An 18001-nucleotide genomic window follows, 5' to 3' on the forward strand; every position below is an offset into this window, starting at 1 on the left:
AAGTTCTTCACCGTGCTGTTCGCGCTCGGCCGGCTCCCCGGCTGGATCGCGCACTGGCGCGAGATGATCAACGACCCGGCCACGAAGATCGGCCGCCCGCGGCAGATCTACACCGGCCCGGTGGAGCGCGACTTCATCGCGATGGAGAACCGCTGACCTTCTGCTTCACCCGAACGGGGCGCGCCTGTCATGCAGGCGCGCCCCGCTCGTCTTAGCTTCGAGCGGTGAGTTCTCCCTCGCTCGTCTGGTTCCGCCGCGACCTGCGGACGTCCGACCACCCGGCCATTCTCGCCGCCGCGGACAGGTCGCCCCGCGCGCTCGCGCTGTTCGTCCTCGACGACAGGTTGCTGAAACCGTCAGGACAGCCGCGGATCGACTTCCTGCACCGGTGCCTGCACGCGGTGAACGACGAGCTGGGCGGCCGGTTGATGGTCGTCCACGGCGACCCGGTGACGACCGTGCCGCGCATCGCGGAGGAGATCGGCGCGGGCAGCGTCCACATCTCGGCCGACTACGGGCCGTACGGGCGCCGCCGGGACGAGGCCGTCGAGAAAGCGTTGGGGGACATCGAACTCGTCCGCTCCGGCTCGCCCTACGCCGTCGCGCCGGGGCGGGTGCTCAAGGGTGACGGCACGCCGTTCAAGGTCTTCACGCCGTTCCGCGACGCCTGGCTGCACCACGGCTGGCGCAAGCCCGCCGGCAGCGATGCCTCCACTGTGGACTGGATCGAGCCGAAGGGCGGCACCAGGATCCCGAAGGCCGCCGAGAAGCTCCCGGACGCGCTGGAGCTCTGGGAGAGGTTCCGCGACGAACGGCTCGAGGACTACGACAAGACCCGTGACCGGCCCGACTTGGACGCGACCAGCCGGATGTCGGCGTTCCTGCGGTGGGGCGTGCTGCACCCCCGCACACTCCTGGAGGACTGCGACGGAACGTTCCGCAGCGAGCTCGCCTGGCGCGAGTTCTACGCCGATGTGTTGTGGCACAAGCCCGAGACCGCGCGGGAGAACTACGACCGCAAGTTCGACCGGATGGAGCACGACGACGACCTGGAGCTGTTCGAGGCCTGGAAGCAGGGGCGCACCGGCTTCCCGATCGTCGACGCGGGCATGCGGCAGCTGCTGCGGGAGGGCTTCATGCACAACCGGGTGCGCATGATCGTGGCGAGCTTCCTCGTCAAGGACCTGCACCTGCCGTGGTGGTGGGGCGCACGGCACTTCATGGAGCACCTCGTCGACGGCGACCTCGCGTCGAACCAGCACAACTGGCAGTGGGTCGCGGGCTGCGGCACGGACGCGGCGCCGTTCTTCCGGATCTTCAACCCGGTCACGCAGGCCAAGAAGTTCGACCCGGACGGCGCGTACGTCGAGAAGTACGCGCCGGACTCGCCGGAGATCACGCCGATCGTGGACCACGCGGTCGAACGCCGGATCGCGCTCGACCGCTACCAGGCCATCAGGTCCTGAGGGCCTCGCGGAGCGTGACGCGGGCGCCGGTCCTGAGCACGGCGTTCGCGTAGACCTTGCCGCCCAGCCAGGTGATCGCCGCGATGGCCGCCAGGGCGAGGACCACGGCCAGCAGCACCTGCCACGCGGGGGCGACGCCCAGCGCCATCCGGCCCGGCATCAGGATCGGGGCGAACGGCGGCAGCAGCGACAGGACCGTGACGGCGGTGCCGGACGGGCTGCCGATCATCAGGTTGATGCCGGCCACGAACGCCACGATGATCGTCATGCTGATCGGCGTCAGCACCGACTGCAGCTCCTCCTGCCGCGACACGAGCGACGCGGCGGCCGCGAACACCGTGGCATACAGGAAAAAGCCGAGCAAGTACCAGAGCACGCCCGTCAGCAACGCGGCCCCGCCCAGCGCGCCGACGTCGACCACCCCGAACGCCGACGACAGCACGAGACCCACCGTCGAGATCGTCAGCAGCTGCAGCAGCCCGACCGCGCCGAGGCCGATCACCTTGCCCAGCAGCAGCTGCCACGGGCGGATCGTCGCGAGCAGGATCTCCACGACGCGGCTGGACTTCTCCTCCACCACGCCCTGCGCGACCATCGTGCCGTAGACCAGCAGCGAGTAGTACAGCAGCGCGGCCACCACCAACCCGATCGCGAGGCGCTGACCTCGTTGCGGGTCAACGGGTTCCAGCGCCGTGATGTCCACGCTGACGTTCGCGAGGGTCTGCGCCACCTGCTGCGGGGTGATGCCCGCCTCGGCGAGCTGCGCGACCAGCACCTGCTGGCGCAGCACGTCGTTCAACGCCGTCGTCAGCACCTGGTCGCCGGAGCCCTTGACGATCATCTTCAACGCCGGCGGAGCGCCCGTCACCAGCGCGTCGAGCGAGCCGTCGCGGACCTGCTGCTCGGCGTCGGACTCGGTCGTGACGTCGCGCGTCTCGACCTCGATGCCGAACGACATCGCCTTCTCCCGCAACGGGTCCGCGAGCTGCGTCGCCTGCCCCGAGAGGCCCACGACGCTGTGCTGCTGGTCGTCGAACAGGACCGACTGCAGCACCACGTACCCGGCGAGCACGGCGATGATCACCGCCGTGCCGACGAGGAACGACCTGGTGCGGACCTTCGTGACGAACTCGCGCTTCGCCACCAGCGCGACCGCTCGGGACGAGGTCATGCGTTCCTGCTCTCGGTGGTCACGACGTTGCGGAAGAGCTCGGCCAGCGACGGGCGCTGGCGGGAGAACTCGCGTACGGGGCCCGCGGCGAGCGCGGCGTGCAGGACGACCTGGTCGTCGACGTCGTCAGCGAGCTCGAGCACGCAGCGCGTCCCGTTCTTCTCGATCACCCGCACACCGCCCAGCGTGGCAGCCCAGCCGGTGGCCTGCGACTCCACGACGAGACGGGACGTCCCGCCGGAACGGAGCTCGTCCACGGTCCCGCTCGCGACCATCGCCCCCGCGCTCACGATGCCGACCCGGTCGCACAACCGTTCGACCAGGTCCAGTTGGTGGCTGGAGAACACCACGGGCACCCCTGACGACGCCTTCTCGCGCAGGACCTGGCTCATCACGTCCACCGCGACCGGGTCGAGACCCGAGAACGGCTCGTCGAGCACCAGCACGTCCGGTTCGTGCACCAGCGCGGCGGCCAGCTGGACGCGCTGCTGGTTGCCGAGGCTCAGGCGCTGCACCTCGTCCGTGCGGCGGTCGCGCAACCCGAGACGTCCGATCCAGTTCTCCGCGCTCGTGTGGGCCTCGTTGGTGCCCATGCCGTGCAGCTCGGCCAGGTAGACCAGCTGGTCGAGCACCTTCATGCGCGGGTAGAGCCCGCGCTCCTCCGGCATGTAGCCGATCCGGCGGCGCGTGTCGAAGTCGACTGTTCTGCCGTTCCACCGCACCTCGCCGGAGTCGGCCGCGAGCACGCCCAGCGCGATGCGCATGGCCGTGGTCTTCCCGGCGCCGTTGCTGCCGACGAACCCGAAGAGCTCGCCCGCGCGCACGTCGAACGACATGTCCCGCAGGGCGACGACCTCCCCGTAGCGCTTGGAGATCGCGTCGACCTCCAGCACTCCCTCAGGCACGGTGAACCCCTTCGTTGGTCCGGATGGCGGTAATCCGACTCAAAGTATCGATGAGCAGGGAACGGGTGAAACGATACGGGCGTCTACGGCGAATCGAACGAACGACCAATTCACTCAACGGGGGTGACCATGCAGCCCATCGATCCGGACCAGTGGCTCGCGCAGTACGGGGCCAAGATCGAGCAGGCGAAGCAGAACGCCGAGCAGGCTCGCGACCAGCTCGGAGGTGTGGGTGGCAGCGCCAGCTCGCCGGACGGCCTGATCACGGTGACGGTCAACGCCACGGGCGTGCTGACCGATCTCCAGATCAAGCCGGAGGCCCGCGGCATGGACCCCGGCGAGATCGCCTCCGCCGTGCTCGCCGCCTCGACGAAGGCGCAGCGCGACGCCTCCGGCCGGGTCGTCCAGATCATGACGGACTTCGTCGGCGACAGCCCCGCGCTCGAGTTCGTGAAGGCGCAGATGCCGAACGGATACGCGGGGGACGGAACCGACGAGGAAGAACCGAAGTCGGAGTTGGAGCGCAAGGACACGCGGCCCGACGACGAGTACTTCACCAACCCGCCCGACGTCATGGCCTGAGTGCAGGAGGGGGTAGGCGATGCAGCAGTCATCACACTTCAACATCGATCTCGACGAGCTCAGATCCCACGCCGCGAACGTGGACCGGCTCATGGAACGGATGCGCAAGGCCACGGAGACGTGCGATCCGGGCGCGCTCACGACCGAGGCCTTCGGCGTCTTCCTCGGGTTCCTCGCCCAGAAGGTCCTGCAGGAGGCCGGCCTGTCGCAGGACGGGCTCGGCAAGGCCGCCAACTCGCTGATGGACATGGGCCAGGGCCTCAAGCAGACCATCGAGCAGTACGAGCAGGTCGACCTCGACACCATGTTCGGCTTCAAGGGAGGCCGGGGATGACCGCCCCAGCGTCGCAGTCCCAGGCCAAGGGCACCGACCCCCAGCAGCTGATCACCAGCATCTCGAGCACCTACTCCGCCATCGAGCGGGGCGACTGGGTCAACGCGGGCCTCGGCATCGCGAACTCGGCCATGGGCATCGTCGGCATGGCGTCGAACCCGCTGAGCGGCTTCCTCTCCGCCGGGTTCAGCTGGGCGATCCAGCACGTCGACTTCCTCCGCGAGCCGTTCGACGTCCTGCTCGGCAGCCCCGAGTCCATCTCCAAGATGGCCGAGTCGTTCAAGTCCGCGGGCAAGCAGGTCCACGGCATCGCGTCCGAGTACCAGAAGATCTGCGTCTCGCAGACCCGCGAGTGGCAGGGCAGGGCGGCCGACGGCTACCGCGCCGCCGCCCAGAAGCACGCGGGCGGCCTGGAGACCCTGGCCAAGTCGGTCGAGGGCATCGCCGGCGCGGTCGAGGGTGCCGGCCAGCTCGTCGGCACGGTCCGCAAGATGATCATGGACCTGATCAGCCAGGCCGTGTCCGACATGGTCATGAAGATCATCCAGTGGCTGGCGGCGTCGTTCCTCACCTTCGGCGCGGCCATCGCGGGCGCGATCGCGGACATCGTCACCACCGCGGTCAACTACGCGAAGAAGCTGGCCGACTTCCTGCAGAAGCTCGTCGGCTCCGTGCAGAAGCTGATGAACCTCATCAAGCAGGTCACCAACATCGCGAAGATCGCCGAGCAGGTCATCGACGCGATCTCCTCGATGGCGAACAAGGGCTCCGGCGGCGCCGGCGGCATCAGCCGGCCGACCTCCGGCGGCTTCGACGGCCTCGGCAGCTCCGAGCAGGAACGGGCCCACGGCGGTGCCGGCGGCACGTTCACGAGCGGTGTCGACGGCAACGCCCCCGGCCGCAACACCGGCGGTGACGGCCTCAGCAACGTCCGCCCCGGCTACCAGGGCGGCGACGCGACCGGCTGGCAGGGCTCCTACGGCCAGGGACCCGGTGTCGGCGCCGGATCGTCCGTGCGCCCGATCTACACGCCTCCTGGCGCCTCACAGGGCGGTGGCGCCGGTGGTGGCGCCGGCGGCGGTGCCGGTGGCGGCCAGGTCGGTTCGCCCTACACCCCGCCCGGCTCCGGAGCCGGCGGTGGAGCGGGTACCGGCACCGGTGCGGGCCGCTGGGTGCCCGGTCACTGGGAGCCGGACAAGACGACGGCGGCCGGTGGCGGCGTGACCAAGCCCCCGGCCATCGGCACCGTGCCGACGACCGGTGCGAACGCCGACTGGTACCGCCCGCCGACGACCGACCACAGCGCGTCCGCCGCTTCGGCGGGTGGCGGTGGTGGTGGCGGCGGAGGTGGCGGCATCCCCAAGGGCATGGGCGGCGGAGGTGGCGGCGGCATTCCGGCCGGCCTCGGTGGTCCTGCCGGTGGCGGTGGCGCCGGTGGTACCGCGGCGACGCAGTTCGGTGGCGCGGCCGGTGTCATGTCGCAGGGTGCCGCGGGCGGTGCGGCCGCGGGTGCTCCCGCCGGTGGCGCGCCGCGCGGTCCCGGTGGTGCGGCCGGCGGCATGATGGGCGGCATGCCCATGGGCGCCGGTGCCGGCGGCCAGCAGGGCGGCGACGGCGAGCACAAGCGGAAGGTGCGGATCGAGGGCGACGCCCTCGTCGACCCGCCCAAGGCCGCGAAGCCTGTCATCGGCGAGTGATCTGGTTCTTGCGCTGAAGAGCGGGGCCTCCCTCACGGGGCGCCCCGCTTTTCTCACACCGCGGCCAGGAGCTTCGCGATCTCCGGCGCTGCCTTCTCGCGGTCCGCGGGCACCAGGCCGATGCGGGTGCGCCGGTCCAGGACGTCGTCGACGTCCAGCGCGCCCTCGTGGGTGATCGCGTGGACGACGTCGGCCTCGGTCACGCCGGGTGCGATCGGCGTGGTCGGCGCGGGCCTGTCGTCGACCAGGCGGATGTCCTTGGTGCGGCACAGGACCTGCGTCAGTCCCGTCGCGTCGACCGCGTCCGCCGCCATCCTGCGGTAGGTGGTGAGCTTGCCGCCGACGATCGTGACCACGCCGTTGGGCGCCTTCAGCACCGCGTGCTGGCGGGACAGGTCCGCGGTCGTGCCCTCCGCCTCCAGCAACGGGCGCAGGCCCGCGTAGCTGCCGATCACGTCCGCCCTGGTCAGCTCCCTGCTCAGGACGCCGGACGCGGTCCTGAGCAGGAAGTCCACATCGGACTCCGGAACGACGGGGACGTCCGGGATCTCGTCGACGGGCTCGTCTGTCAGGCCGAGGTACGCGCGGCCGTTCGCCTGGGGCAGCAGGAACGCGTAGCGGTTGCGCTCGCCGGGCACCGGGATCGTCAGCGCGGTCTCGCCGAGGCCGACAGCTCTCGCGTCCACGACCAGGTGCGAACCCCGCGACGGACGCAGCTGCACGGGCGCGAGCGTGCCGGCCCAGACGCCGGTCGCGTTGATCACCGCCTTGGCCCTGACGGTGAACCCGGTGCCGGTGAGCGTGTCCTCGGCTTCGGCCCCGTCGCCTTGCAGCGTCAGGACTTTCGCGCGCGTGAGGATCTTCGCGCCGTACCCGGCGGCGGTGCGGGCCAGCGCCACGACGAGGCGGGCGTCGTCGACGAGCTGGCCGTCGTAGTTGAGCAGGCCGCCGGTGAGCTGCTCCGGGTTCAGGCCCGGAACCAGCGCCAGCGCCTCGTGCTTCGGCACCCGGCGCGGTCGCGGCAGCACCGAGGCGGGCGTGCCGGCGGCGATCCGCAGCGCGTTGCCCGCCTTCAGCCCGGCCATCACGAAGTGGTTCGCGCTCGCGTGCAACGGGAACAGCATCGGCAGCGTGCGGGTGAGGTGCGGGGCGGTCCTGGTCATGAGGACGCCGCGCTCGACCGCGCTCTCGTGGGCGAGCTTCACGTCGCCCTTCGCGAGGTAGCGCAGGCCGCCGTGGACGAGCTTGCTGGACCACCGCGAGGTCCCGAACGCCAGGTCGTGCGCCTCCAGCAGCACCGTTTTCAGACCGCGGGAGGCGGCGTCGAGCGCGACGCCGGCGCCGGTGACCCCGCCACCGACGACGAGCACGTCGGCGACCTCCCGCTGGGCCGCTTCGAGGTCCTGCTGCCGGCGGGCGGCGTTCAGGGACGTGTTCACGGCTTCAGCGCTCCGTCCAGCTGCTTGGCCAGCTCCTCGATCAGCGGGATGAAGTCGAGCCCGGACGTGGCGGGCCTCGTCGACAGCACCATCGACTGCGTGGTCAGCAGCACGATGCGCGCCTGCGTCTTGGCGTCCCCGAACCGGATGGAGCCGTCGACGTGCCCCGCCTCGATCTGCCCGACGAGGAACTGCTCGACGAGCCGCTGCGTGCTGCCCAGGCGGTCGGTGAGGTACGGCAGCATCAGGTCGGCGTCGAGCTGGAGGACGCGCTGCATCAGCGGGTTCGACGACAGCAGCCGGATGGCGTCGACGGACCGCCTGACCAGCTGTTCGCGCGCGTTGCCCTCCCTGGTGGCGTTCTCGACCGCCTCGATCAGCATGGCGAACTCGCGGGTCATCAGCGCCCGCACGAGGTGGTCGACGTCCGGGAAGCGCCGGTAGAGCGTCATCCGGCTGACGTTGGCCCGTTTCGCCACGTCGGTGAGCGTTGTTCTGCGCACACCCACCTCGAGGACGCACTCGCGGGTGGCGTCGAGCAGGGCGTCGTCGGTGTGACGTTGAGACGTCATGTGTAACACTGTAGCAGTGACCAGGGCCAGATGGACTGCCGAGACCACACCGCTTCCGCCGCACGCGCTGTCGTGGCTCAGCTCGCGCGTCGGGCTGGGGGAGCCGCTGCCCGAGGTGCCGGTTCCGGTCCCGCCGTCGGCTTTGTCGGCCGACGCGTTCACTGCGTTGGAGGCGGTCTGCGCCGTGTCCGCCGATGATTCCGACCGGGTGGGGCTTGCCGGCGGGCTTTCCTATCTGGACCTGCTGCGGCACCGTGGGTACGGGTCTCTGGTCTTTCCGGACGCGGTTGTGCGGCCTGCTTCACCTGACGAAGTCGTCGAGGTTCTGCGGGTCTGTGCCGAGTACGACATCGCTGTGGTGCCGTTCGGTGGTGGCACCTCTGTTGTGGGCGGGGTCGAGGCTTTGCGCGGGGACAAGTCCGCTGTGGTGGCCTTGGATCTTGCCGGGCTCGGGGCGTTGGTGTCCGTGGATCCGGTTTCGCGGGTTGCTGTGTTGCAGGCCGGGGTTACCGGGCCTGAGGCCGAGCGGTTGCTGGGGGAGCACGGGTTCACGCTTGGGCATGTGCCGCAGTCTTTCGAGCGGGCGACCATCGGTGGGTTCGCTGCTACTCGGTCTGCTGGGCAGGCCTCTTCCGGGTATGGCCGGTTCGAGGACATGGTGGAGTCCGTCCGCGTTGCCACTCCTGTGGGGGAGTGGGTGGTTGGCGGTGCTCCTGCCTCTGCCGCCGGGCCGGATCTGAAGCAGCTGGTGCTGGGGAGTGAAGGGGTTTTCGGGGTCATCACCGAGGTTGGTGTCCGGGTTCGGCCTCGGCCGGTCTCGCCTCGGTACGAGGGGTTCGTGGTCGACGGGTGGGAGGCTGGGGTTTCGCTTGTCCGGGCTCTTGCTCAGGCTGGGGTTCTCGCCGATGTCACTCGTCTGTCCGATGTGGATGAGACCGAGGTTGCCCTGGAGATGGCTGGGGGCAAGGCTTCTCTTGTCCAGAAGTACCTGCGGGTTCGTGGGGTTCGGCAGCCCTGCCTGGTGATCCTTGGGTGGGAGTGCCGGTCTCGTGCCGCGACCTTGTCGGTGTTGAGGCGGCACAAGGTTGTTCGGCTTGGGCGGGCTATGGGGGCGTCCTGGTTGCACGGGCGGTTCAACGGGCCTCGGCAGCGGGATGCCCTGCTGGATGTCGGGGTTTGTGCTGAGACCCTGGAGACTGCTACTCGCTGGTCTAGGGTTTCCGCGCTTCGCGAGGGTGTTCGGGCCGCTTTGGTTGCGGAGCTCGGGGATCCCGTTGTCATGTGCCATGTCTCGCATGCTTATGAGACTGGGGCCTCGTTGTACTTCACCGTGCTGGTGCCTCGGGATCTTTCTGATCCCGTTGGGCAGTGGAGGCGGGCCAAGATCGCGGCTTCCGAAGCCATCTCCCGGTTGGGGACGATCACTCATCACCATGCTGTGGGGCTTGACCACCAGCCTTGGTTGGAGAGGGAGATCGGGGTTCTCGGGGTTGATGTGCTTCGTGCCGTCAAGGGGCGGCTTGATCCGACTGGGATCCTGAACCCCGGGAAGTTGGTTTAGGTTCCTGTCGCGTGCTTCCCCCAGGGGCGCTACCCCTGGGGGACCCCACCGCTCAGAGCTTCGCTCAAGTGCTCTGGTGGTGCTCGCCTTCGGCTCCGCTCACAGCTTCACGAGCATCTTGCCCGTGTTTTCCCCGCGCAGCATTCCCAGGAATGCTTCCGGTGCCTTGCGGATGCCGCCTTCGATCACCGTTTCCGAGTACTTCAGGTCGCCGTTGGCGATCCAGGCTGCTGCCTCTTGCACGAACTTCGGCTGCAGGTCCCTGTGGTCGCCCACCAGCATTCCTCGGAGGGTCAGGCGCTTGGCGATCAGCTGGTGCAGGTTGCGCGGGGCCTTGGGGGGCTCGGTGGCGTTGTACTGGGCGATCGCGCCGCAGATGGTCACTCGGCCGTGCAGCTTCAGGGAGTCGATGGCTGCTTCCAGGTGGTCGCCGCCCACGTTGTCGAAGTAGACGTCGATGCCGTCGGGGGCCGCTGCTGCCAGCTGTTCGGTCACCGGGCCGTCCTTGTAGTTGAAGGCGGCGTCGAAGCCCAGTTCTTCGATGAGGTACTTGACCTTCTCGGGTGAGCCCGCCGAGCCGACGACCCTGGAGGCGCCCTTCAGGCGGGCGATCTGGCCCACCACCTGGCCCACCGCGCCGGCTGCTCCTGAGACGAAGACCGCGTCGCCCTCCTTGAACTCCGCTGTGGTCAGCAGGCCCGCGTAGGCCGTCATGCCCGGCATGCCCAGGACGCCCAGGTAGGCCGACAGCGGGGCCGCGGAGCCGTCCACCTTCACGGCGTGCTTGGCGTTCACCACTGCGTACTCGCGCCAGCCCAGGCCGTGCAGGACGTGGTCGCCTACCGCGAAGCCGGGGGAGTTGGAGGTGACCACCTCGCCCAGCGCGCCGCCGTCCATGGGGGCGCCCACCTGGAACGGGGCGACGTACGACTTGGTGTCGTTCATGCGGCCTCGCATGTACGGGTCGACGCTCATGAACACGTTGCGCACCAGGATCTCGCCCTCGCCCGGGGTGGGGACCTCCACCTCGGCGATCTCGAAGGTGTCCTCGGTGGGCCAGCCGTTCGGGCGTGAGGCGAGCCGGACTTCCAGTGCGGTGGTGGTCATGGTCGAGCCATCTCCATCCTGTTTGCGGATCAGTTATCCGTTTGAACCGGTGGTCGAGGTCGACTGTTCCGCACTGTGAGCTACAGCGCAGGGAGAAGGGTGGTGATGTCGCGGTAGGCGTAGCCGAGTTTGCGGTACAGGGCGATGGCCGCGGTGTTGTAGTTCTCCACGAAGAGGGCGCAGGTGCCGTACAGGGAGAGCAGGGACGACGTGACGAACTGGCACACGCGGTGGCCCAGGCCCCTGCCCGTGTGGTCGGGGTGGACGGCCACGCCCATCATGAAGCCGACGTCCGCCGACGACCAGGCTTCGGCCGCGGTGGCCACCAGGGCGCCGTCCTCGTGGACGCCCGCCCAGCGGCGGACGCCCTTCTCGCCCGGCCAGGCCCAGGAGTCCGGGTTGGCGGCGCGCAGGAGGGGGTCCACGCCGTCCGGGGTGCGCAGCCAGCAGGCCTCCGGCGGGAGGTCCAGGGTGCCTGAGCGGTCCATCCAGCCGAAGGGTTTGTCCTCTACCCACGGGCTGGGCATCAGTTCGGTGACCTGCAGGGCCAGTGGGCGTTCCATCAGCGGGCGCAGTTCCACGCCCCGGCCGTGCGCGGCCAGGAGGGACGCCACGCCCTCCGGTGGGCCGGACAGGACCAGACGGCGGCGTCTGGTCAGGTGCGGGGCGTGCACGGCCACGGCGCCGTTGTGCTCCCAGGCCGCACCGCCGGCCGACAGTGCCTGGGCCGCCCAGCGGACGAGGGGGTCGTCGCTGGCGTCCTGCACGCAGGCCGCGGTGCGCAGGCGGCGCACTCAGTCCTTCTGCTTGCGGCGCAACAGGGTTCGCTTCGCGAGCGAGTCCTCCAGCGCCTGGTACGCGTTGTCCATCGCCCTGTTGTACTCGCCCTGCGGGCGGGGGAGGACCGTCTCGTCCGGCAGCGGGAAGGGGACCATCTGCAGCCAGCGCTCGTTCCAGAGCTCCTCGGCCGCCGCCTCCCAGTGCAGGTGGGCGCCCATCCGCACGACCCGTTCGCGGTCGCGCACCTCGGCGATCTGCTGCTGGATCGACGCGATCCGCTCCGCCAGCTCCGCGCACCGCACCTCGTCCAGCTTGCGCTGGCGGGCGGCGGCGTCCGTGGCGATGGCGATGATCTCCTTGTAGCGCTCGACAGCGGACAACGCCGGCACTCCGATCACCTCCTCGCTCTGACGCTGCGACGGGACCGGGTCGAACATGGTCGTCATCATCGGGTTCATCACGCTTCTCCTGTGTCGAACGGGATGATCACTTGCGGTCGCGAGTGCTCGAACCTGTCGAAGAACAGGCCGCGGCGCGGACGTGGCGACCACGCCATCACCTGTTCCGGTCCGAGCGACAGCAGTTCCTTGCCCTGGACGTCGAACGCCACCCAGGCGCCGATGTCGTCGTACACGCCGGGTGGGAGGGCCGCCTTCAGCCTCTGCACGCCGCGCCACCAGCCCAGCACGTGCGTGCGGTTCTCCGGGCCGTGCTTGAGCACGGTCCGCAGACTGTCCACACCGGACATCCTCGTCGTCGGGTCCTTCTGCTCCAGCAACGTCTGCGCGGCGTCCGCGCCGTAGAGCACCAGGTAGTGCGGTGCGAGCGGCGCGTCCTGCTGGCCCTTGCCGATCGACTGCAGCCGGGCCGCGGCCTCGTCCAGCACCTCGCGGATGCGGTCGACGCCGATCACCTCGGCCTCGTGCCCGTCCGCGGTCAGGCGCTTGGACAGGTGCAACGCCGACGGCATGGCCTCCTCGACCAGGCAGGCCAGCGTGAACACCGCCTCGTGCGGGTGGTGCTGCCTGCCCAGCGACGCGGCCGCTCCGCCGAGCACCGCGGCCGCGTCCTGGACCACGGAGCCGATCACCGCGATGTTGCGGCCCGGCGTGCGGGCGAAGCGAACACGTGCCGCGCTGCCCGCGACGTCGATGACCTGTCCGAGGAGCACGGTGGGCGATGCCTCGCCGGGCCGCAGGTCGAGGAAGTCAGGCAGGGCGTCGAGCAGCGGGATCTTGCTGCCGTCGAACAGACCTGGTGCCCTGCCGGGCTCGCGGCGCCACAGCTCGGTCTGCAGGAAGTCCATGGTGCCCTTGGACGTCGAGTCCGGGATGCGGCAGATCTCGTTGCCCGGCTTGACACCCGACTCGTGGTTGATCACCGCGTGCCAGCGCGGGAGCTCCACGGCGGCGTCGTTCTGCGGCTCCGCCAGCACGCGGCGGGCCTTGGGCAGCGCGATGCGGACGGTGAACTGCTCGAAGATCGCCGACTTGCCCCAGAACCCCTCGATGCCCGAGACGTCCTGCGACGACAGCACGAGGTGGATGCCCTGCGAACGGCCGCGGCGCGCCACGTCCTCCAGCAGCTGCGTCGCGGCGGCGGTCACCTGGTCGCGTTCGCCGAAGAGGTACTGGAACTCGTCGATCACCGCGACGATCCGCGGCCAGCGGCCACCGGGGTCCTCGGCGCGCAGGTGCTCCAGCTTGGTGACCTCGTGCTGCTTGGCCGCGTCCGCGCGCCGGCGCATCTCGTCGGACAGGAACCGCAGCAGCGCCACCCCGAACTCGCGGTCGGTGTTGACGTTCACGCCGACCAGACGCGCGTGCGGCAGCCACGACGGGTCCTTGCGGCCTGGCGCGAACTGCGCGAACGACACGCCTTCCTTGAAGTCGAGCAGGTACAGCTCCAGCTCGTCCGGCGAGTACCGCGCGCACAACGAGCCGAGCATGGCGTAGAGGAAGTTCGTCTTGCCGGAACCGGAAGGCCCGCCGATCAACGCGTGCGGCGAGGTGTCACCGAGCTGCACGCAGACCTGTTCGCCGTCGTCGAACCCGACGGGCGCGATGACGCCCGCCGCCGAGCTCTCCGTCCACGGGCGGTCGGGCAGCAGGTCGCCGAACGTGCCCATGCGCGCACGGCGTTCCTCGCGCTTCTCCGCGATGGCGGCACAGGCACGGGGCACCAGCGTCCGCGGGAAGGCCGGGTCCAGCGTCACCCGCACGTCCTTGCCGGTCATCGTGCAGGTCGCGGTGCCGTCACCGCGCAACGAGATGGTCTCCACCGGCGAGTTGACCGTGATGGGAATGTCCACGATGAACAGCTGCACGCCGCACGCCAAACCGTTGCGCGCCACGCGTTGCAGCTGCTGCTGGTGTTCCTCCCGCAACGCCTTGCGGTTGCCGAACAGCACGGCGATCCGCCACGGTTCGGTGCGCCGGCCCTCACCGCTGACCGAACGCACGGTCAGGTGCCCGTCGACCAGGACCTTGGTGTGCACCTGGCGGATGTGCTCGGACAGCTCGTCGAGCAGCTCGTGCAGGCGCGCCGGGTCGTGCACCGTCAACAGGTTCGCGCGGGTCAGCGGGTAGAGCCCCGGCAGCGACCCGGTCAGCTGGCCGACGTCCCACACGTGGACGTGCACGAGGCCCGGCTGGAAGTGCGACAGAACCCGCAGCAGCAGCGACTCCACCACCGTGTCCGCGACCTGCCGGCTGTCCGGAGTGGACGAGATGTGCAGGTGCGACTGGTCGAGCAGCGGCACGGCCACGGGGAACGGCTTGGCCGCCGGCGCGGACGTCACGACGCCCGTGCCGATCCGCCACAGCTCGGGCACGCCCTCGCTGCCGTCGTGGGTGCCGGGATGGCCGAGCCACGACTCGTGCGGCAACGACGCGGGACCGCGGGCCACCGAGTTCACCAGCTCGGTCAGCAGGTCGGGGCCCGTCGTCGTCCACTCGTGGTACGACTGCTGCCAGTCGTGCTTGATCTGGGCGAGGCGGTCCTGGAACTCGGCCATCGACAACGGGGCCCTGCGCGGGTTCCCGATGCGCTTCTCGTCGACCGTGAGGAACGGGGTCACGTCCTTTAAAGCCGTGTCCCGCAACGCTTTGTCGACGCCCATCCCGCGCACGGTGAACTCGAACATGTCCTTCGCGTGCTCGGTGGCGAGCGCCCTGTGCTCGCGCGCCACGGAGCCCAGCGCGGCCGAAACGGCGCGCTGGAACTCCGCGAAGGCCTCCTCGACCTTTCGCCGCCGGTCGTCCCGCCTGCTCATCACAGCTCCACGGTGAGTCGTTGGATGCGCTCGAGGGTTACCACCATCAGCTCCAGCTGATCGGGGAATCTTTCCTTGGCGCGCACGAACTCCACTGGAAGCAGCGACTCGTGGTGGTTCTCGCTCGACTCGGCGAGGATCGCGACGGCCTCGTCGAGGCCCTCCTGCGCGGACCGCACGCTCCGGTACGACTCGCGCAGGATTTCGCTCGCCTGCTCGAGCGCGGCTCGGACCTCGGCGATGGAGGCCATCAAAGCCTGCTGTTGATGCCCTCGGCCCCGGAGATGCCGGCGCCGAGGTAGTTCTGCAGCTCGCTCACACCCGAGACGACCTGCTGGAACTGCGCGTTCGTCGTCTCGACGTCCGCCTGCACGGAGCCCTGTGTCACCGATGTCAGCAGTTGCTGCGCGTCCTCGGCGAGCTCAGCCGCCTGTTGGAGGGCCGACTGGCTTTGGCTCGCCTTGTCGATCGCCTGGGCAATTGCGGCACGGACCTCTTCGATGCTGGCCATGTCGACTCCCGAACCCTCCCGGAACAGAGTGGTCGTACAACCACCCTCTGTAGAGATTGTGCCCAGATTTTCACAGTTGAGAGCGAAGATGCGCTAACTGGGTAGATGCCTGAATCCACTCGAACGGGCCTTGCTTTAATGATCAGTTAGGCGCGGCGCTGGCCCCTTGGCCGAACGTGTAGTGACACTCACACGAGCCCCTACAGCCTGTTGCGCGGAGCTGCCGACCGGCCGGGTGAATCAAGACGGTTTCGAGGGCGAGTTGTCACGCAAAGTGCCTGCACCGAATGGGTCATCGCCCGCCCACGCCTCGACCAGGACGCGTTCGGCGCCCGGCACGAGACCGGTGATGAGCTCCGGCTCGTCCAGAACGGTCCACGCCGTGGGCGGTTCGCACGCCACACGCGGCGTGGCGAACTCCTCGCCCAGTCCGCGCACGAAGGTCCGGACAGCCCTCGCCAGAGCCGCTGAGACGTTGTGAGTGGCCTTCTCGGTGCTGGGCAGGGTGATGACGACGGCCCAGCAGCCCGGCTCCTCGTCGGAGCAGTCACGGGCGTCCACGATCTGGGCACCCGCACGGCTGATGAGCGCGTCGCACGCGGCACGCGCCTGGTGCTCGTCCGCTGCCTCGACCACCACGGTGATCAGCAGCACGAGGTCGTCTTCGTCCATGACACCCGAAATGGTGTCAGACGACGCCGCGGACGAACTCCAGCACCCGAGTGACGACCCCGCCGTCCGCGAACGCCGAGCGGAAGCGCCGGTGAAGTGTCCGGCCCGGACGACCGGCGAGCCGTCCAGATCGGTACCTACGAGGCGTAGAAGGCACTGATCTCGATCTTGCCGCCCGAACACACCGATCCGAACGTCCACGGCACGCTGAGCGGCGCCGTCTCGTTGGGAGGGATCGCCGCGGCCTTCGACGGCTCCGGCTGGCACGACCCCTCCACGGGCTCGTTGCCCGACGGGACGATGCCCCAGTGCAGGTTCGCCGTGGCCTTGCCGCCCGGCGCGAGCGTCACGGTGGCAGGGCCGGGGTCCGCCTTGCGCTCCAGCTTGGTCGGCACCGCGCCGGAGGCGTTCTCCAGCTGGAAACCGCTGTAGCCGTTGAGCGTGCACGGCGCCGAGCTGGCGTTCGTGACGACGAACTTGCCGTAGCGGTTGCCCGCGGCGGCGTCCGTCGGGGTCACCTCACCGCGGAGCGAGGCCGAGTCGCAACGCTTCACCGCGGCCAGCGCCGCGCCGGACTCCGCCGCCGGCGAGGGAGACGAACTGGCGCTGGACGACGGTGTCGGTTCCGAGGTCGGCAACGTCTGCGACGCGTTCTCCGGTGTTCTCGTCCCGCAGGCCGTCACGGAAGCGAGCACCAGCAGTCCACATGCGATCAACCGACGAGTCATGGGTGCAACCTCCTGTACCGAAGGATGTGCCCAAGTTTCCAGAAAGCCACACAACGTGCCGGAAATTCACCGGATCTGGTGGACGCCCCATCCGTCCGGAAGTTCCGGCATGCCCTGCACCGCCGCGGTCCAGATGTAGGTCCACGCGATCCGGCCGTCGGGCAGCACTACGCGCACACGCCGGTAGTCGTCGCCCTCGTACTCGTCGAGCAACGGCAGCGAGTCCTCCGGCGACTGGAGCCGCAGCACGAAGCCGGGCACGCCGAGGCCGGCGCCGGGACGCAGCGCGGGGTAGCCGAGGCCGGTGTCGAACAACGTGCCGGGCAGGTGGGTCTCCTCCGACTCCACGACGTGCGGCTCCATCAGGTGCCAGGCGCCCGCCCCCGGCTGCAGCGTGCCGTAGACGAACAGCAGCTCCGGCCAGGCGTCGGCCGACGGGGCGCCGTGGACCTCGGTCACTTCCAGCCCGTCCGTCGTCGCGGGCCTCTCGCCCAGCACGCGGGCGTCCCGCTGCGACACGTCCGCGCACCGGACCATGCGGCCGTTGAAGAGCACGGGCATCCGCTTCTTGGAGCCCGCCGTGTAGGCCAGCACGCTGTCGATGACGCCACCGTTGTAGAGCACCACACGACCCGAGTGCACCCGCACGAGCCGATAGCGCAGACCGCGTCCCTCGCACCGGTCCAGCACGCGCAACTGCTCAGGCGTGGCGAACCAGATGGAGTGCTCTTCGACAACGCCGGGCCCGCCCGCGAGAGTGGCGGGACGCTGTCCGTCGCGCATGCGCAGTCCGGCGGCCCAGACAGCAGAAAGGCCCTCGCACCGTGCGCGGAGCACGACAGCGGGGCCTTCGAGGCCGAGCTCCTCACGAAGCCAGGTGAGCTTGCTCGGGTTGGCGTTCGAGCCGTAGCCGAGCACCGGCATCCGTGCAGCCAGCGGGGGTTCACCGTGGTTTGCGAGCCATTGGTCTAGATCGATGTTCTCAGGCTCGACTCGCCATCCCGACTCCATCGTGAGGTCCGGTCGCACTGGCCAGCCCGTTTCGTCGACGTGGACGAAACAGTGGTCTGGACGAGTGCCCGGATAGGGCTCTGCCGGATGGCTGTCGTCGGTGAACGGTTGGGCCATTGGTCCATTGTGCCAGTTCAGGGCCCCAGATGGCGCCCCTCAATCGTGACCCATCCGATGTCTTTCTCGGACTT

Annotated in this window: 19 protein-coding genes; 6 read left to right on the plus strand and 13 right to left on the minus strand. The window is 69.5% G+C overall.

Features of this window, described 5'->3' with window-relative positions:
- A partial coding sequence (locus VM306_RS04535) for a citrate/2-methylcitrate synthase (RefSeq protein WP_325511321.1) occupies positions 1 to 156 on the plus strand: 156 nt, incomplete at its 5' end.
- 68 nt (positions 157 to 224) lie between these two features.
- Positions 225 to 1466: a deoxyribodipyrimidine photo-lyase gene (locus VM306_RS04540; RefSeq protein WP_325511170.1), complete on the plus strand. Its 1242-nt coding sequence runs from the start codon at positions 225 to 227 to the stop codon at positions 1464 to 1466.
- Here the strand turns inward: VM306_RS04540 and VM306_RS04545 are convergent.
- Positions 1456 to 2637: an ABC transporter permease gene (locus VM306_RS04545; protein ID WP_325511172.1), complete on the minus strand. Its 1182-nt coding sequence runs from the start codon at positions 2635 to 2637 to the stop codon at positions 1456 to 1458. The two genes, VM306_RS04540 and VM306_RS04545, sit on opposite strands and share 11 nt — an antisense overlap.
- On the minus strand, positions 2634 to 3542 hold the full coding sequence (locus VM306_RS04550) for an ATP-binding cassette domain-containing protein (RefSeq protein WP_325511174.1): 909 nt from the start codon (positions 3540 to 3542) through the stop codon (positions 2634 to 2636). Before VM306_RS04550 ends, VM306_RS04545 begins: the two co-directional genes overlap by 4 nt.
- 129 nt (positions 3543 to 3671) lie before the next feature.
- On the opposite strand from VM306_RS04550, the gene VM306_RS04555 reads away from it, so the two are divergent.
- Genes VM306_RS04555 through VM306_RS04565 form a run of 3 tightly spaced genes read left to right on the plus strand, consistent with a single transcriptional unit; the run spans position 3672 to position 6155 of the window.
- On the plus strand, positions 3672 to 4124 hold the full coding sequence (locus VM306_RS04555) for a YbaB/EbfC family nucleoid-associated protein (RefSeq protein ID WP_325511176.1): 453 nt from the start codon (positions 3672 to 3674) through the stop codon (positions 4122 to 4124).
- Positions 4125 to 4143: 19 nt separating this feature from the next.
- Complete coding sequence (locus tag VM306_RS04560) at positions 4144 to 4458, plus strand: hypothetical protein (RefSeq protein ID WP_325511178.1); 315 nt, start codon at positions 4144 to 4146, stop codon at positions 4456 to 4458.
- The gene (locus VM306_RS04565) at positions 4455 to 6155 is read left to right on the plus strand and encodes a hypothetical protein (RefSeq protein ID WP_325511180.1); all 1701 of its coding nucleotides are present in this window, start codon (positions 4455 to 4457) and stop codon (positions 6153 to 6155) included. The genes VM306_RS04560 and VM306_RS04565 overlap by 4 nt, the downstream gene beginning before the upstream one ends.
- Before the next feature lie 53 nt (positions 6156 to 6208).
- On the opposite strand, the gene VM306_RS04570 is transcribed toward VM306_RS04565, so the two are convergent.
- Positions 6209 to 7594 carry a glycerol-3-phosphate dehydrogenase/oxidase gene (locus tag VM306_RS04570; RefSeq protein WP_325511182.1) on the minus strand — a complete coding sequence of 462 codons (1386 nt, stop codon included), beginning with the start codon at positions 7592 to 7594 and terminating at the stop codon, positions 6209 to 6211.
- Entirely contained in the window at positions 7591 to 8166 is a 576-nt protein-coding gene (locus VM306_RS04575) for a TetR/AcrR family transcriptional regulator (protein ID WP_325511184.1), read from the minus strand. The genes VM306_RS04570 and VM306_RS04575 overlap by 4 nt, the downstream gene beginning before the upstream one ends.
- Here VM306_RS04575 and VM306_RS04580 point away from each other — a divergent pair.
- Positions 8165 to 9727 (plus strand): FAD-binding oxidoreductase, encoded by a 1563-nt coding sequence (locus VM306_RS04580; RefSeq protein WP_325511187.1) that lies wholly within the window; start codon positions 8165 to 8167, stop codon positions 9725 to 9727. The two genes, VM306_RS04575 and VM306_RS04580, sit on opposite strands and share 2 nt — an antisense overlap.
- A 99-nt stretch (positions 9728 to 9826) precedes the next feature.
- On the opposite strand, the gene VM306_RS04585 is transcribed toward VM306_RS04580, so the two are convergent.
- The 9 genes from VM306_RS04585 to VM306_RS04625 all read right to left on the minus strand — a co-directional run bounded on the left by VM306_RS04585 (position 9827) and on the right by VM306_RS04625 (position 17723).
- Positions 9827 to 10834, minus strand: coding sequence for an NADP-dependent oxidoreductase (locus VM306_RS04585; protein ID WP_325511189.1), 1008 nt, complete (start codon positions 10832 to 10834; stop codon positions 9827 to 9829).
- Positions 10835 to 10914: 80 nt separating this feature from the next.
- Entirely contained in the window at positions 10915 to 11628 is a 714-nt protein-coding gene (locus VM306_RS04590) for a GNAT family N-acetyltransferase (RefSeq protein WP_325511191.1), read from the minus strand.
- Complete coding sequence (locus VM306_RS04595; protein ID WP_325511193.1) at positions 11629 to 12072, minus strand: hypothetical protein; 444 nt, start codon at positions 12070 to 12072, stop codon at positions 11629 to 11631.
- Positions 12072 to 14888, minus strand: a complete 2817-nt coding sequence (locus VM306_RS04600) for an FtsK/SpoIIIE domain-containing protein (RefSeq protein WP_325511195.1) — start codon at positions 14886 to 14888, stop codon at positions 12072 to 12074. Before VM306_RS04600 ends, VM306_RS04595 begins: the two co-directional genes overlap by 1 nt.
- Positions 14888 to 15139: a hypothetical protein gene (locus VM306_RS04605; protein ID WP_325511197.1), complete on the minus strand. Its 252-nt coding sequence runs from the start codon at positions 15137 to 15139 to the stop codon at positions 14888 to 14890. The genes VM306_RS04600 and VM306_RS04605 overlap by 1 nt, the downstream gene beginning before the upstream one ends.
- Complete coding sequence (locus VM306_RS04610) at positions 15139 to 15399, minus strand: hypothetical protein (protein WP_053731857.1); 261 nt, start codon at positions 15397 to 15399, stop codon at positions 15139 to 15141. The genes VM306_RS04605 and VM306_RS04610 overlap by 1 nt, the downstream gene beginning before the upstream one ends.
- Before the next feature lie 240 nt (positions 15400 to 15639).
- A complete protein-coding gene (locus tag VM306_RS04615) occupies positions 15640 to 16071 on the minus strand; it encodes a hypothetical protein (protein WP_325511200.1) in 432 nt (143 codons plus the stop codon).
- A gap of 137 nt (positions 16072 to 16208) precedes the next feature.
- A complete protein-coding gene (locus tag VM306_RS04620; protein WP_325511202.1) occupies positions 16209 to 16799 on the minus strand; it encodes a DUF4232 domain-containing protein in 591 nt (196 codons plus the stop codon).
- A 66-nt stretch (positions 16800 to 16865) separates the two neighbouring features.
- Positions 16866 to 17723: a gamma-glutamylcyclotransferase gene (locus VM306_RS04625; RefSeq protein WP_325511204.1), complete on the minus strand. Its 858-nt coding sequence runs from the start codon at positions 17721 to 17723 to the stop codon at positions 16866 to 16868.
- Positions 17724 to 18001: the final 278 nt, after the last annotated feature.

It is taken from the genome of Lentzea sp. (genome assembly GCF_035525475.1).
GTDB lineage: Bacteria > Actinomycetota > Actinomycetes > Mycobacteriales > Pseudonocardiaceae > Lentzea.

Coding starts and splice junctions, on each gene's coding strand:
- VM306_RS04545 (WP_325511172.1), bottom strand. CDS start 2,637: ATGACCTCGTCCCGAGCGGTCGCGCTGGTGGCGAAGCGCGAGTTCGTC.
- VM306_RS04555 (WP_325511176.1), top strand. CDS start 3,672: ATGCAGCCCATCGATCCGGACCAGTGGCTCGCGCAGTACGGGGCCAAG.
- VM306_RS04560 (WP_325511178.1), top strand. CDS start 4,144: ATGCAGCAGTCATCACACTTCAACATCGATCTCGACGAGCTCAGATCC.
- VM306_RS04565 (WP_325511180.1), top strand. CDS start 4,455: ATGACCGCCCCAGCGTCGCAGTCCCAGGCCAAGGGCACCGACCCCCAG.
- VM306_RS04580 (WP_325511187.1), top strand. CDS start 8,165: ATGTGTAACACTGTAGCAGTGACCAGGGCCAGATGGACTGCCGAGACC.
- VM306_RS04575 (WP_325511184.1), bottom strand. CDS start 8,166: ATGACGTCTCAACGTCACACCGACGACGCCCTGCTCGACGCCACCCGC.
- VM306_RS04585 (WP_325511189.1), bottom strand. CDS start 10,834: ATGACCACCACCGCACTGGAAGTCCGGCTCGCCTCACGCCCGAACGGC.
- VM306_RS04595 (WP_325511193.1), bottom strand. CDS start 12,072: ATGAACCCGATGATGACGACCATGTTCGACCCGGTCCCGTCGCAGCGT.
- VM306_RS04600 (WP_325511195.1), bottom strand. CDS start 14,888: ATGAGCAGGCGGGACGACCGGCGGCGAAAGGTCGAGGAGGCCTTCGCG.
- VM306_RS04605 (WP_325511197.1), bottom strand. CDS start 15,139: ATGGCCTCCATCGCCGAGGTCCGAGCCGCGCTCGAGCAGGCGAGCGAA.
- VM306_RS04610 (WP_053731857.1), bottom strand. CDS start 15,399: ATGGCCAGCATCGAAGAGGTCCGTGCCGCAATTGCCCAGGCGATCGAC.
- VM306_RS04615 (WP_325511200.1), bottom strand. CDS start 16,071: ATGGACGAAGACGACCTCGTGCTGCTGATCACCGTGGTGGTCGAGGCA.
- VM306_RS04620 (WP_325511202.1), bottom strand. CDS start 16,799: ATGACTCGTCGGTTGATCGCATGTGGACTGCTGGTGCTCGCTTCCGTG.
- VM306_RS04625 (WP_325511204.1), bottom strand. CDS start 17,723: ATGCCGGTGCTCGGCTACGGCTCGAACGCCAACCCGAGCAAGCTCACC.